We start from the raw sequence: 15019 nt of genomic DNA on the forward strand, positions 1-15019 counted from the left end.
AGCTTACGGAAAGGATGAGGATGAACATGGAACGCGTAAAAGCAATATTGCAGCGTGATCGCAAGAAACGATTGGAGGCCGGACACCCGTGGGTGTTTGCAGGCGAAATTAACCGTATAGAAGGAGAAGCCACTCCCGGAGATTTGGTTGACCTTGTGACACATCAAGGCAGGTATTTGGCAACGGGCTACTGGAATCCAAAATCTCAAATTACTGTTCGTGTCACATCGTACAAACCAATCGAAGCCATGGATGAGGCGTACTTCCGAGAACGTTTCATCCAATGTGCGCAGCATCGGAATCGGTTTGTGCAAGGGCATGATTGCCGGTTAGTTTATGGAGAGGCCGATTTTCTGCCTGGACTGATCGTAGACCGGTTTGGCGGCGTACTAGTCGTTCAATTGCTGACACTGGGAATGGATATTCGCCGTGAAGCGATTGTCGCGGCGTTAGTTGATGTATTTGCGCCGCAGGGTATTTACGAGCGCAGTGACGTTTCCGTTCGAGAACTTGAAGGAACCGAGCAGCGGACAGGTGTTCTGTATGGCGATTGTCCTCGCATCGTCGATATCCTGGAGAATGGCTTGCAGATGGAAGTGGATATTGTAGAAGGACAGAAGACCGGCTACTTCTTCGATCAACGCGAGAATAGAGCTTCAATCGCACCACTGATGCTCGGCTGGGGAGCGCGCAGCGGCATTCAATTGAAATCAGTCGAAGATGGCGATTCTTCTTCGGCTCCGTCCGACGATACCGGCACATTAGCATCTCTTAATGAAGCGAAGCTTGTCCCTGTCAACGCGAACGGCAAGGTAGTCACATTCCCGTATTGGGACGGTGCCACGGTGCTGGAATGTTTCGCGCATACGGGAAGCTTCACGCTGCATGCCTGCAAATATGGTGCTAAGAAAGTAACATGTCTTGACGTATCCGAGCATGCCATCGAAACGGCGCGTCGTAACGTCATTCGTAATGGGTTCGAGGAGCGAGTGGAATTTGTCGTTGCGGATGCGTTTGAATATCTTCGCAGACAAGTGAAGGGAATCGAAGAGCGCCAAGAGCGCGGCAGCGCGAAAGTGGATACCTCCAAGAAGATGGGGGATGCGGGCCGGAAGTGGGATGTTGTCATTCTCGATCCGCCGGCGTTTACGAAATCGAAGAATGCAATCGAAGGCGCAGTACGCGGCTATAAAGATATTAACCTTCACGGAATGAAGCTGGTAAATGAAGGCGGGTACCTTGTAACAGCGAGCTGTTCCTACCATATGCGTCCCGAGCTGTTCCTCGAAACGATCCAAGCGGCTGCCATCGACGCAGGAAAGACACTCCGCTTGATTGATTGGCGTGCGGCAGGCAAAGATCATCCGCAAATCGTCGGCGTCAATGAAGGCCATTATTTGAAGTTTGGGATATTCGAAGTGCGGAGCCGCTAGCGACACTTGATTATAGTATTTAACGCTCCCTTATTTAAGCGATCGCTTAAGTAAGGGAGCGTTTTTTTGTTGTTAATTACGGTTGCTGGACCAACACCAACTCCAACAATAGTATCGGTGTCATACCACCGCCACCGCCGTCGTCGCGATCTCCGCCATTAACATGAAATGCTGCTCAAAAAAACGTACAACATTCCAATGTTATCGGGTGCTGGTTTCAGTCAATTGGGACAATGAACAATTTACCTAATTACAAATCGAACAAATGTTTGTGTTTTCGGATGAAACAAGCTGAGGCGTATGGTAGAATAGTAGAATCGAATAACGAGAAGAGGTTGGCGAATTATGACGCTCCGATATGTAATTGGCCGGTCAGGGTCGGGTAAGACCCATTATTGTTTGGATCAAATTCGCAGCAACGTGCTGGCACAGCCGGACGGGCCGCCGATCGTCATATTGGTGCCGGAGCAGGCAACCTTCCAAACGGAATATGCGCTGCTGAACCATGCGGAACTTAGCGGTTCTATTAGAGCGCAGGCGCTTAGCTTCCGCCGTCTTTCGTTCCGCATTATGCAGGAGACAGGCGGCACCGCGCTTGTTCCAATCAGCGAGAACGGCAAAAATATGCTGCTCTACAAAATCGTCCACCGTCTCGAGGAGCAGCTGCAGTTGTTCAAAGGCAGCGAATCCCAGCATGGATTCATCGAGCGTCTTGGTGAGCTGATGACAGAGTGGAAGCGATACGGCATCGGCACAGATGAGCTGACATCATTCGTCGAAAGCCGCATGCCGCAGAAGGGCAGCTCCCTGCTGGGGAGAAAGCTGCATGACTTGCAAATGATAGCCTCAGGCCTTGAACGAGAGCTCGACGGTCTCTACGTAGATGCCGAGGATTATTTGAGCTGGCTGGTCAAAGGTTTTCATCAAGCACCTTCTATGGCAGATACAGAGATTTGGGTAGACGGGTTTCATGGATTTACGCCAAAAGAATTCGACGCGCTCGGCACGTTAATGAAATACTCCAAAGGAATGACTGTGACGCTATGTCTGGACAAGCTTTACGAGCAAAGCGAACAGCCGCATGAGCTGGATTTATTCCGGCCGACTGCGGAGACTTATATGAAGCTTCGCGATTTGGCAATCGAGAACGGCGTGGAGATCGAGGAGCCGGTGCTGCTCGACGGCACGCCGTATAGGTTTAAGGAAAATCCGATGCTTGCACATTTGGAGCGTTACTATGGCGGAAGAAAGCCGCTCAGTCTACCGGACACGGAACTGGAGCAAGGAGGCGTATCGCTCCATGCTGCAGCTAATCGCCGAGCGGAAGTGGAGGCCGTCGCTCGGGATATTACGCGCAGAGTACGCGACGAAGAGCTGCGCTATCGGGATATGGCCGTTATGGTACGTAATGCGCCTGATTACAACGATTATATTAAAGCGGTATTTGCTGACTATGGCATCCCCTATTTCCTCGATCAGAAGAATGGAGCGCTTCATCATCCGTTCGTGGAGTTTATTCGATCTGCGCTGGAAATCGCGACACACGGCTGGCGTTACGAAGCCGTGTTCCGCTGTATCAAATCAGAGCTTCTTATCCCCGAGGACGGCAGTTTAACGCGGGAAACGTTTGATTTGTTGGAGAACTATGCGCTTGCATCAGGCATGAACGGCAACAGATGGACGACGCTCAGCCAGTGGAAGCCTTTAATGCGCGATACGCTGGATGGCGACCCCGTGCAAGCTGGCGAGAATGAACTGCGGGAATTTGATGCCATTATGGCCGCAAGGGAAGCGGTCGTACCGGTTCTGCGTAAATTCAGCAGGGAGATGAAGAAAGCCGGCAGTGTCCGACAAATGTGCGAAGCCATGTACAGATTGCTAGTGACTATTGAAGCGCCGGATCGTATGGAGCGCTGGAGCCGCAAAGCGATTACCGAAGGCAATCCGCTCCGGGCAAGAGAGCACAGGCAACTGTGGGACGGCGTTATGGATTTACTCGATCAACTAACCGAAATGACGGGCAGCGAAGCGATGCCGCTTGAACTGTTCACGGGAATGGTAGAGACGGGACTTGAGAGTTTGAAGCTTGCATCTGTTCCGCCTTCCCTGGATCAAGTACTGATCGGTAGCATGGATCGTACGCGTTCCGGCCAAATCACGATCTGTTATTTGCTTGGCGCCAATGACGGCGTCATGCCGCAGCGAATGAAAGAGGACGGCGTACTTACAGAGCAGGAACGTGAAACGCTGGAATATGGCGGACTGGTAATGGCGCCAGGCGTACGCCGCAAACTGCTCGATGAGCGATTCATGATCTACAATGCGCTTACTACACCGAGCGAGCATCTGTGGATAAGCTGGCCGTTATCGGATGAAGAAGGGAAAAGCTTGCTTCCTTCGGAAATTATCCGCCACATTAAAGGGCTTTTCCCCGGAATGAAGGAGAAAGGGATCGCTGGCGAGCCGGTTCCGGCTATGCCGGAATCCGAACAGCAGTCGTTTATGGCACATCCGGAACGAACGCTGTCCTACCTCATCACGCAATTGCGGCTTTGGAAGCATGGCGGCGACATTGCTCCGCTTTGGTGGGAGGCTTACAACTGGTTTGCGATTCGGCCGCAATGGCAGGACAAGCTGCAGCGCTTGGTTTCTTCTCTGCAGTATACCAATGAAGAAGTAACGCTTTCCGCGGAAACCGCCGAGCAATTATATGGAACGCTGTTGCGAGGAAGTGTGTCTCGGATGGAGCGTTTCGTGTCTTGTCCGTTTCAGCATTTTGCGATCCATGGGCTGCGTCTTCGTGAGAGAGCCCTTTACAAATTAGCTGCGCCGGACATCGGACAGCTGTTCCATGCCGCGCTAAACCGGCTCACGGAATCGTTGGGCGACAGCTGGGCTTCGCTTACACCGGAGCAGCTGCGTGAGGCTTCAACGGAGATCGTAAACGAGCTGGCATTGAGGCTGCAATCGCAGATTCTGTTCAGCAGTAATCGCCATCAATATGTTGCACGCAAGCTTCGCGATATCATTAGCCAAGCTGCGGTTATTCTGGGTGAGCACGCAAGGCGGGCACAGTTTAAACCGGTCGGACTCGAAATTGGCTTCGGGCCGCAAGGGCCGTTGCCGCCGGTTACGATCCCGCTGTCAGATGGAAAAATGCTGGAGATGGTAGGCCGAATTGACCGCGTTGACGCCGCGCAGACAACAGAGGGTCTGCTGCTGCGTGTCATCGACTACAAGTCTAGCGCGAAGCAGCTCCGCTTGGAGGAAGTTGCATACGGCATGGCGCTGCAGATGCTGACCTATCTCGATGTTCTGCTAACGCATGCGCCGGAATGGCTCGGACAGCCTGCGAAAGCAGCTGGCGCGTTGTATTTCCACGTGCATAATCCGATGCTTTCCACATCCAATGGTATGCCGCCTGCGAAGGCACGCACGGAAATACTGAAGCGATTCAAGCTTAAAGGGCTGGTTCTGGCGGATGAGGAAACCGTCAGAATGATGGACGGTGCGCTATCGACTGGTTATTCCGAGCTGCTGCCGCTTGCGCTGAAGCGTGACGGAGGCTTCTATAGCAGCTCTTCTGTCGTATCCGATGAACAATGGGGAACACTGCGTCGTTCGGTAAGAGGAACACTTCGTCGTATCGGCGATCGGATTGCCGGCGGAGATGTTTCGATTCGCCCGTATCGTCTTGGCAATAAGACGCCTTGTCAATTTTGCGCGTATAAGCCGGTGTGTCATTTTGACCCATTGGTAGAAGGCAATTGCTATACAAGGCTGAATAAGCCGGGTAAAGATGAAGTCTGGGAGCTGCTTGCGAGCGGCGATGATTCAGATGATTCAATTGATGCACAACAAGATGCAGGGAAGGAGCAAGAGCAATGACGACAACGTTAACCGGGAGCTCGATGATTCCACCAAAGCCGATCGGAAGCACATGGACGGATGACCAGTGGAGAGCAATTGTGACAGGCGGCAGTAATATCTTGGTAGCTGCGGCTGCGGGCTCAGGTAAAACAGCTGTTCTGGTAGAACGGATTATCCGCAAAATATCAGCAGATACCGATGTCGATCGGCTGCTTGTCGCTACCTTCACGAAAGCAGCAGCCGCGGAAATGAAAGAGCGAATTCGGATCGCACTTGAGAAAGAGCTGGATCGAAATCCGAGCTCGGATCATCTGCGCCGTCAGCTTGCTTTAATGGGGCGTGCCTCGATTACTACGCTGCATTCCTTCTGTCTTGATGTCATTCGGCGCTACTATTCTCTCATTGGACTCGATCCCGGATTCCGCATCGCCAATGAAACAGAAGCAGAGCTTCTGCGCATTGACGTGCTTGATGCCTTATTCGAGGAGCGTTATGGGGAGCCGGAATCCGAGGAAGGTCTAGCATTCCTTCAACTTGTAGACAAGTTTGGCGGGGAACGCGGCGATGAACCGCTCTACGCGCTTGTTATGAAGCTCTATCACTTCTCGCAGAGTCATCCTTGGCCTAAGGTATGGCTAGAGGAGACGGCGAATGCGTTCCTGGTTCAGAATGCGGAGGAGCTCAGTGGGACCGAATGGGTGACGAGCTTGACGGATGCTGTTTCGTTATCGCTGCAAGGCGCAGTTAGTTTGCTTGAACAAGCAGAAGCGCTGACCTACCAGCCCGGAGGTCCTGATGCCTACGGGGAGACGTTTCGAGATGATTTGGCGCTTGTTCGCTCTCTCCTGCATCGAGTGGAAAGTCAGCCATGGACGGCATGGCATGAAGGGTTCTCTACGGCAACCTTCGGAAAGCTGAAGAGTCAACGCGGGGATGCATGCGACAAGGCGCTGCAGGAGCAAGCAAAGGATCTGCGTGATCGCGCCAAAAGCATTATTGCCGATTTACAAGACGAGCTGTTTACGCGTACACCGGAGGAGTTTGCGGCGGAGCTGATTGAATTGGCACCTCTCATGAAGACGCTGGCCTCGCTTGCCGATCAGTTCGGCAGTAGGTTCGAAGCGGCGAAGCTCGAGAAAGGTCTGATCGATTTCGGCGATATGGAACACTATTGCCTTCGCATATTGCGCGATGCTGATTCCACAGCCACTTCGTTAGTGCCTTCAGCCGCAGCGTTGGAGTATCAACAGCAGTTTCAAGAGATTTTGCTCGATGAATATCAAGATACGAATATGGTTCAAGAAGCGATCGTATCGCTGATTTCGCGTTCAGGCAGAGGGAACCGATTCATGGTTGGCGACGTCAAACAGAGCATTTATCGGTTCCGCTTGGCGGAACCGGGATTGTTTCTGCGTAAATATAAGAGTTATCAAATGGCCGGTGATGCGGACGCGGCTGCTTCAGAGAATGTCCCTGAGGATCAAGACAGCGGTGAGTTCGGCGTGCGGATCGATTTGGCACGGAATTTTCGCAGTCGGCAGGAAGTCGTGGACGGCGTTAACAACGTGTTCCGCGCCATCATGCGCGAGAAAGCAGCGGAGATGGACTACGATGCACGTGCCGAGCTTGTGTGCGGCGCAACATATCCGTCTTCAAGCGAAGGCGGCTCTGCCGAGCGGTATGCGGTAGAGCTTGCCGTACTGGACCGTGGCAAAGGAGAATCGGTGGAGCATTCCGCTGAAACGCAAGAAGAGACGGAATCGGAAGGCGAAGGTATCTCAGCGGCTGAATCCGCGGAAGATTTGCAAACCGTACAGCTTGAGGCACGTTATATTGCAAGTCAAATTGTTCGGCTGAAAGGTATGCAGGCAGATGCAGCAAACGCAGAGCCTTTCGAGGTGTACGACGGCAAGAAGGGGCGTAAACGACCGCTTGCTTGGCGAGACATCGTTATATTACTGCGGGCAGATAAGCAATGGGCGCCTGTAATCATCGAGGAACTGCAGCAGCATGGCATTCCAGCCTATGCGGAACTGAGCAGCGGCTATTTCGAGGCGACTGAGGTAGAAACGATGCTATCTCTGTTGCGCGTTATCGACAACCCTTATCAAGATATTCCGCTTGCAGGCACACTTCGTTCACCGCTAGTAGGGCTGACAGGGGAAGAGCTCGCTCTTATTCGAATCGCCGCGGGACGCGTTTCCTATTTTGAAGCGGTCAGAAATGCTGCGGATGATCCTAATATGCCTGAAGATACGCAGCGGAAACTGCGAAGTTTCTTAGCTTCGCTGGAAGTTTGGCGGGGAGAGGCTCGGCAGGGATCGCTTGCGGATTTGCTATGGCGTATCTATCGGGAGACCGGCTATTACGACTTGGCGGGTGGCATGACAGGCGGCCTGCAGAGACAAGCCAATTTGCGCGCTCTTCACGACCGGGCAAGGCAGTATGAGGCGACAACTTTAAGAGGTTTGTTCCGTTTCCTTCGGTTTATTGATCGGATGCGGGAAAGCGGCGGTGACCTCGGGACGGCCAGGGCGCTGGGTGAACAAGAAGATGTCGTCCGAATTATGTCCATCCATAAGAGCAAAGGGCTGGAGTTCCCTGTCGTCTTCGCCGCGGGATTAGGCAAGCAATTTAATAAACGGGATCTAAGCAGCCCGTTCCTCATGCATAAACAGCTTGGATTCGGACCCCGTTATGTGGATACAGAACTCCGAGTAAGTTATCCGACTTTGCCGCAGTTGGCTATTAAACAACGTCTGGCGATGGAAACGTTGGCGGAGGAGATGCGGATTCTGTATGTAGCCTTGACGAGGCCGAAGGAGAAAATGTTCCTCGTCGGAACGGTTGCAGACGCCGCGAAGCAGCTGCAGCGCTGGGAGTCTGCGCTGGATGCGGACGGCGGATTGGCGGATTTCCGCATCGCCGGAGCGTCGAGGTTTCTGGATTGGCTCGGACCGCTCGCAATGGGGGCGGGGATCCCGACGATATTGGTGGGCGAATCCGCAGATCTTGAGGAAGTAGTCGATCATGCAGAAGTGATCGATTCCGAGGGCGTTGATGGTCCCATGTCAGAGATTGCCCTTCAAGCTGCTGAAACGATAAGAAGTGAAGATGCCGCAAAGGTCATTTCCTTCCGCGATTGGCGGACAGCAGTCGTTCCGGCTTCAGTCCTCGGTCTTGAAGCGGCGGCCGGTACAGTGGAAGAAACCGAAGAGGCAGCAGCATTCGCTGAGCGAATGCAGGCCGTACAGGAGCTTGTTCCACTGCCTGAATGGCCGGAGGCGGCAGCAGAAATTGAACGACGACTAAGCTGGCAGTATCCCTATACTGCAGCTACGATGACGGCAGCCAAGACATCCGTAACGGAGATGAAACGGCTGCATGCCGAAGCAGGGATGGATGAGGCGGCGTTTCTACTGCCGGAACTTGCGGGTGATGATGGCTTGGTCGGTTGGGGAATATCGGCTGATACCATTCTTGATGAAGAGGAGCCCGCGGATGAGGCGCAACGGTCTACTTCATCAAGTATAGGGATTGAGGAGCAGGTAGAGTTTCTTTTTGACGAAGCGTCTATCAGCTTGGTTCATGAGGAGCCTGAGACTCGGCGTGTAGTAGAAGAGAAAGCGGAACATAAAGGAAAACATGCCGGCGATGGTGAGTATACCTTCCGTCTGAGACGTCCGAAGTTCATGGAGGAAACCGCGTTAACGCCAGCCGAAAGAGGGATGGTCAGCCATCTTGTCATGCAGCATATTCCGATTACAGATGAAATATCGGAAGAGACGGTGCGGGTAACAGTTGCAAGTCTTCGAGAGCGCAATATGTTATCTGCTCAGCAGGCGGCGGCCGTGGACATCGCGGGTTCGGCGGCATTTTTTCAAAGTGAGGTCGGTCTTAGACTGCTCCGGGCTCAATGGGTGCGCCGCGAGACGCCGTTTAGCTGCACGTTCCCTGCAGATCGCGTTTATCCGAATGCCTCGCACCAATTGAGCGACGAGCCGATCCTCATTCAAGGGGTTATCGACTGTTTGTTCCAAGATGAACAAGGCAGACTTGTGCTGCTCGATTATAAAACAGACCGAATTACGATGAAACGTTGGAAGGAAGCGGCTGAGCGTCACCGTTTCCAGCTTACGCTGTATGCGGAAGCGATTCAGTCTATCATCGGTCGCAAGATTGATGAATGTTATGTGTTCTTCTTCGATGGGGGAGAAGCGGTTCAATTGTTTTAACAGAAGGGACGGGGAAACAAAGCGATGCGCATATTGCATACGGCAGACTGGCACTTCGGGCGATCACTCGAGGGCCGCAGCCGATTAGAAGAGCAAGCGGCTTTCGTAGATGAGCTTGCCGCAATCGTCAAGGATGAAGGGATTGACTTGGTTCTGCTCGCAGGCGATGTCTATGATTCTGTCAACCCGCCGGCAGCAGCGGAGCAGCTGTTCTATGAAGCAGTTGCCCGTTTGGCCGATGGCGGCAGGCGGACCGTTGCGGTTATTGCAGGGAATCACGATCATCCGGAACGAGTGTCCGCATCTGCGCCGCTTGCAGCACGCAGCGGCATTCGGCTGGTAGGCATGCCGACGGATCAACCGATTATTGTCGATGTTGCCCGCACAGGGGAGCAAGCGGTTATCGCAGCTTTGCCTTATCCGTCGGAATCGAGGCTGCGCGAGCTGCTAAGTGAAGCAACCGACGAGGCGCTGCTGCGCACGGCCTACTCGGAGCGAGTTGGGCGTCTCATGACGCAGCTTGGCGGTGCTTTTCGAAGCGACACGGTGAATTTGGCGATGAGTCATATTTATGTGCTTGGCGGTTTGGAGACGGATTCCGAGCGTCCCATTCAAATCGGAGGTGCCTATACGGTTGATCCATCCGCACTTCGAATCGGTGCGCAATATGTGGCGCTGGGGCATTTGCACCGCCCGCAGCGAGTAGCCGGGGATGAGACGATGCGTTACAGCGGATCGCCGCTCGCTTATAGCTTCTCAGAAGCAGGTCAAGCGAAGTCGGTTACGGTGTTTGATGCGGAGCCGGGTAAAGTGGTTGTGCCGCAGGAGATATTGCTTCGCTCAGGCAAACCGCTGGTGAGCTGGAACGCCAAAGGCGGCCTGGCCGAAGTGTACAGCTGGCTGGAAGAAGGTCGCGATGCGCGTGCATGGATCGACCTGGATGTGTGGATGACCGAAGCGATGACGCTTCAGCATATTCAGCAGCTGCGCAAGCTTCATGACGGATTAATCCATATCCGTCCCATCTATCCGGAGTCTGCCGAAGCATTGGAATCAGGTGAACGCTCACGTGAGCAATTACCTGCCGAAGAGTTGTTTCGGCGATTTTTTGCCAAGCAGACCGGAGGCGGGGAGCCGGATGATGGGACTGTTCAGTTGTTCTTGGAACTGATTGCCGAAGAGGAAGATTTGCAAAGTGGCGAGAATGGCACTGCGTCGCCACACGTTGAAGGAGGTGAGCCTGCATGAAGCCGATATCTCTTCGATTAAGCGGATTACAGAGCTACCGGGAAGTGCAGGAGGTCGACTTCGAACGGCTTTGCGAAGCCGGTGTATTCGGCATCTTCGGTCCGACTGGCAGCGGGAAATCCAGCATTCTGGATGCGGTAACTTTAGCGCTCTACGGAAAAGTGGAGCGGGCCGCAAACGGAACGCAAGGGATAATGAACCAAGCGGAGAAAACGCTCGCGGTGTCCTTCACCTTCGAGCTCTCCGGTGCCGGCGAGAAGAAGCGTTTCCGGGTTGAACGGCAATTCAAACGAGGCGGCGACGTCTCTGTTAGCAATTCGGTCAGCCGTTTCGTGGAGATTACCGAAGCTGGCGATGTCGTCCTAGCGGACAAGCTCGTTGATGTGACGCGCTGCGTGGAAGCGCAGATTGGTCTTCATATGCAGGATTTCACGCGTGCGGTCGTTCTCCCGCAAGGGAAGTTCGCGGAGTTTCTGTCGCTGACCGGCAAGGATCGGCGCTCCATGCTGCAGCGGCTGTTCCGCCTGGAGCGATTCGGCGACGGCCTGGCGCTGAAGCTTAGCCAGCGTATGAAAGCGGCAGAAGCCGCGCTGAATGAGGCGGCGGCCGAGCAGCTGGGCCTCGGCGACGCTTCTGCCGAAGCGGTGGCTGCCGCGGAGGCACGTTACCGCGAAGCGGCAGCCGCAGCCGCGGCCGCGCGTGCCGCGTTTGCCGATGCGGAGCGGCTGCACGCGGAGCGGCTGCACGTGCGCGAGCGCCTGAGCGCGCTGCGCGAGAAAGAGGCGCTGCAAGCGCAGCTGCTCGCGGAAGCGCCGCGCGTCGCGGAGCTCGAGCGCGAGCTTGCGCGCCTCGCCGCAGCGGAGCGGCTCGCGCCTGCGCTCGGCGCAGCCGCCGCGGCGGAGGCGGCGCTGCGCGCTGCCGCCTCGCGCCGCGAGGCCGCCGGGCTGGCGCACGCTGCCCGGCTTGAAGCGGCCACGGCCGCAGCCGCCGCGCGGACGGCGGCAGCCGCCGAGGCCGCGGCCGGCGAGCCGCGCCTGGCGCAGCGGCTCGAGCAGCTCGCGCAGGCGCAGCGGCTCGAGAGCGAAGCCGCCGCGCTTGCGCGGAGCGTCGCGGACGGCGAGCTGCGCGCCCGCGAAGCGGAAGAGCGTAGCCGCAGCTGCGGCGAGCAGGCTGCGAAAGCGCATGAGATGCTCGGCAAGGCTGCGGCCAAGCAAGGCGAGCTGCGTCAGGAGCTGAAGGCGGTAGAGCTTACCGCCGAAGACAGGGACAAGCGTAATGCGCTGAGCAAAAGGCTGCAGCAGCATAACCATCTAAATACGCAAGCTGTGGCTGCGCAGGCAGAGCTCAAGGCAGCCGTCAATACGTACAATCAAGCGAAGCTTCGGATGGAAGCAGCGCAAGCCGAGCAGCGTCTAGCAGAGAATGAACTGCTCGGACAGCTCCAGCAGCTGAAGCCGGTATATGTGTCGTTGACAGGATTGAACCGCGAGCTGAATGAGTGGAGCCGTTCGCTGCCGCTATGGTTGGAACGCATTCGCAGGGAGCAGCGCGACCAACAACGTCTGCAGCTTGCCGCGCAGTTGGCGGAAGGATTAGTCCAAGGTGAGCCATGTCCGGTATGCGGTTCATGCGTGCACCATGGCAACCACGACAATACAGGGAATGAAAGCTCCGCCGGTGATGGTGTCCTTGCTTCTTGGGAGCAGGCGATTCAGCAAGCTCAGCATTTGCAGCTGCGCTTATCGCCGTTGCAAACCAAAGCAAGCGCGGCTATGGAGAGATTAACCGATGCGATTGATTCTGAATCGACAACGGTTATGGATACCGAAATGCCGGAGGCAGCTGCTGCGGCCGAAGCGACAACCTTGACAGTTGAGGCGACAGTTATTTCAGTTGAAGCACTGGCGGCACATCAGTCAGCCCTTAAGGCTATCGCTGAAATGATAACCATGCACGAAAGCGGGCTTGCGAATGCGGAGAAAGCTTTTGCCGGCAGCCGAGTCCGGTTTACAGATGCCACTCGCAAGTGTGAACAGTTCGCTAACGACTACCGCACGCAAGCTGCACTCTCTAACCGTGCCCAGGCTCAAGTCGAGCAATGCGCGAAGGAATTGAAGCAGGAACAGGCGCTATGGCTGGCGCAATTCGGTGCAGCACTCCAGCCGTCGCAGGGGGAGGAGTTTCTTCAAGAGTTGGAGCGGCGAGAAACGGCTGCCCTTGAATTGAGGAGCCGCCTTGAGCGAAGCGTGAGCTACATTGAGGAGACAACGCGAACCCAGCAAGAAAGTGCGAATCAGTCTCAAACGGCACAGCTGGAATTTGCTACACTCTCGGCAACGCTTGCTGGTCAGCAGCAGCAGTTAAGCGAGAAGCGAAACCATCTGCAGGGCATTACAAACGGAGCCCGAGCGGTTGATTTAATTACCGCGGCAGAACAACAATTGTCTATGCTCCGCGTGAATCTTAAGCTGCTAACCGAGCGCCATGAAGCCGAGCAGCAGGCGCTGTCGGAAGCGGCGCAGCAGCGGAGTGCTGCTGAAGAAGCGCAGCATGCAGCTGACATCAGACATAAGGAAACGAGCTCGGTTTGGCAGGAAGCCTTATCGGCATCCCCGTTTGAGAGCAGCGAGGACGTCACTGCTTTGCAGCCGATGCTTATCCATCAACCTCGTATCAAAGAAGATGTCGCCAAGTATCATGAAGCGCAGCAGCAGCTTGCCGCGCAAGTTGAGCTGCTTCAGGATCAACTGCAGGGACGCAGCCAAACCGAAGACGAGTGGGAGGCAGCTGTTATGCTGCTGGATCAAGCCCGTACGATGAATGAGGGTATGCTGCAAGCGGCAGCAAAAGCCGAACGCGATATGGATGAGTTGAAAGCGAAACAGGAGCGGTGGAACGGCTTAGAAGCGAAGCGGTTGGAGATGGAACAGCTTTGCGGCAGGCTGAAGTCGCTGCAAACCGTATTTCGCGGGAACGCATTCGTGGAGTATGTCGCAGAAGAGCAGCTGGTGCAAGTATGCCGAGCAGCTTCCGAGCGGCTCAGCTTCTTGACGAAGCGCCGCTATGCGCTCGAAGTCGATTCCAGCGGCGGCTTTGTCATCCGAGATGACGCCAACGGCGGTATCCGCCGACCGGTTTCAACGCTTTCTGGAGGCGAGACCTTCTTGGCATCGCTGGCGCTGGCACTCGCGCTTTCCGGTCAAATTCAGCTCCGCGGCAAATATCCGCTGCAATTTTTCTTCCTGGACGAGGGCTTCGGAACGCTCGACCCAGAGCTGCTGGATACGGTTATTACGGCGCTGGAGAAGCTGCATAACGATACGCTGTCCGTTGGCGTGATCAGTCACGTACCAGAACTTCGGGCACGCTTGCCTAGACGCCTTATCGTTACGCCATCCGAACCGTCAGGTCGAGGCAGCCGGGTTGAACTCGAAACGATGTGACGGATCTGTTAACGTTGCTCCAATCTGGTTGCAATCGCGTGCGGAAAACGCTAACTTAGTGGAGGGCCCATTCGGATAGGTTATATGTGGGTGCCAATCCTGATTTGAACAAACATTTTGGAGGTAACACCGTGGAGGAGCATAAGCCAAAACGACCGATTTTCACGCCTGTCGTCCTTATTTTGCTTACATTTAGTTTAATTGGCAATGTGTTTCTATACAGCCGCTCGATTCAGCATGATAAGGATGCACGCATGAGCCGCGGGACGTCGATTCTGCAATCCGGCAACGACGCCAAGCTTTATTTTGATCAAGTTACGGCTGGAATTGAGGATTTGCTGAAGCATCAGGACATCCCAACCCGGTTGGCAGCCAAGAGCTTGCTGATCGCTGCATACAATAAGAGCTCTGCCATCACGACCTTTATCAAAGAAGCGGAGACTGTGAGTGGAGCACCGTTTCCAACGACCAAACGCAATGCAGCTACGTTCTTAGAGCAATCGGAGAAATCGCTGCAAACGCTCGGCAACCATACCGGTCCGCTGACGGATGAGGAACGAATTTATTTAAAATCGCTATTAGCCGTCAATCAAGCCTGCGCGGCAGAGATGGCAACCTTCAAGCATGATACGATTTCTGAAACGACCTCGCTAACAATACTTATCGATGAAGCATGGGTCAATTCGGGCAAGAAACTGGTAGAATTTATGAATAAGCCGGCGAATGTGATGTTTGGCAAGTAGAAGCTCTAACGCCATAAAGGCTGTTCCCCAAATTGCGACAACGCACC

Annotated in this window: 6 protein-coding genes; all 6 read left to right on the forward strand. The window is 54.7% G+C overall.

Annotated elements, in window-relative coordinates:
* Positions 1 to 26 precede the first annotated feature (26 nt).
* The 6 genes from AC506A_RS00410 to AC506A_RS00435 all read left to right on the forward strand — a co-directional run bounded on the left by AC506A_RS00410 (position 27) and on the right by AC506A_RS00435 (position 14972).
* The gene (locus tag AC506A_RS00410; RefSeq protein ID WP_495459056.1) at positions 27 to 1433 is read left to right on the forward strand and encodes a class I SAM-dependent rRNA methyltransferase; all 1407 of its coding nucleotides are present in this window, start codon (positions 27 to 29) and stop codon (positions 1431 to 1433) included.
* 345 nt (positions 1434 to 1778) lie between these two features.
* Complete coding sequence (gene addB / locus AC506A_RS00415; protein ID WP_495459057.1) at positions 1779 to 5321, forward strand: helicase-exonuclease AddAB subunit AddB; 3543 nt, start codon at positions 1779 to 1781, stop codon at positions 5319 to 5321.
* Positions 5318 to 9538 (forward strand): helicase-exonuclease AddAB subunit AddA, encoded by a 4221-nt coding sequence (gene addA, locus AC506A_RS00420; protein ID WP_495459058.1) that lies wholly within the window; start codon positions 5318 to 5320, stop codon positions 9536 to 9538. Before addB ends, addA begins: the two co-directional genes overlap by 4 nt.
* A gap of 24 nt (positions 9539 to 9562) precedes the next feature.
* Complete coding sequence (locus AC506A_RS00425; RefSeq protein ID WP_495459059.1) at positions 9563 to 10786, forward strand: exonuclease SbcCD subunit D; 1224 nt, start codon at positions 9563 to 9565, stop codon at positions 10784 to 10786.
* On the forward strand, positions 10783 to 14229 hold the full coding sequence (locus AC506A_RS00430) for an AAA family ATPase (RefSeq protein WP_495459060.1): 3447 nt from the start codon (positions 10783 to 10785) through the stop codon (positions 14227 to 14229). The genes AC506A_RS00425 and AC506A_RS00430 overlap by 4 nt, the downstream gene beginning before the upstream one ends.
* A 131-nt stretch (positions 14230 to 14360) precedes the next feature.
* Entirely contained in the window at positions 14361 to 14972 is a 612-nt protein-coding gene (locus tag AC506A_RS00435) for a hypothetical protein (RefSeq protein ID WP_495459061.1), read from the forward strand.
* Positions 14973 to 15019: the final 47 nt, after the last annotated feature.

The organism is Paenibacillus sp. N22P23, from assembly GCF_059383735.1.

Coding starts and splice junctions, on each gene's coding strand:
- AC506A_RS00410 (WP_495459056.1), top strand. CDS start 27: ATGGAACGCGTAAAAGCAATATTGCAGCGTGATCGCAAGAAACGATTG.
- addB (WP_495459057.1), top strand. CDS start 1,779: ATGACGCTCCGATATGTAATTGGCCGGTCAGGGTCGGGTAAGACCCAT.
- addA (WP_495459058.1), top strand. CDS start 5,318: ATGACGACAACGTTAACCGGGAGCTCGATGATTCCACCAAAGCCGATC.
- AC506A_RS00425 (WP_495459059.1), top strand. CDS start 9,563: ATGCGCATATTGCATACGGCAGACTGGCACTTCGGGCGATCACTCGAG.
- AC506A_RS00430 (WP_495459060.1), top strand. CDS start 10,783: ATGAAGCCGATATCTCTTCGATTAAGCGGATTACAGAGCTACCGGGAA.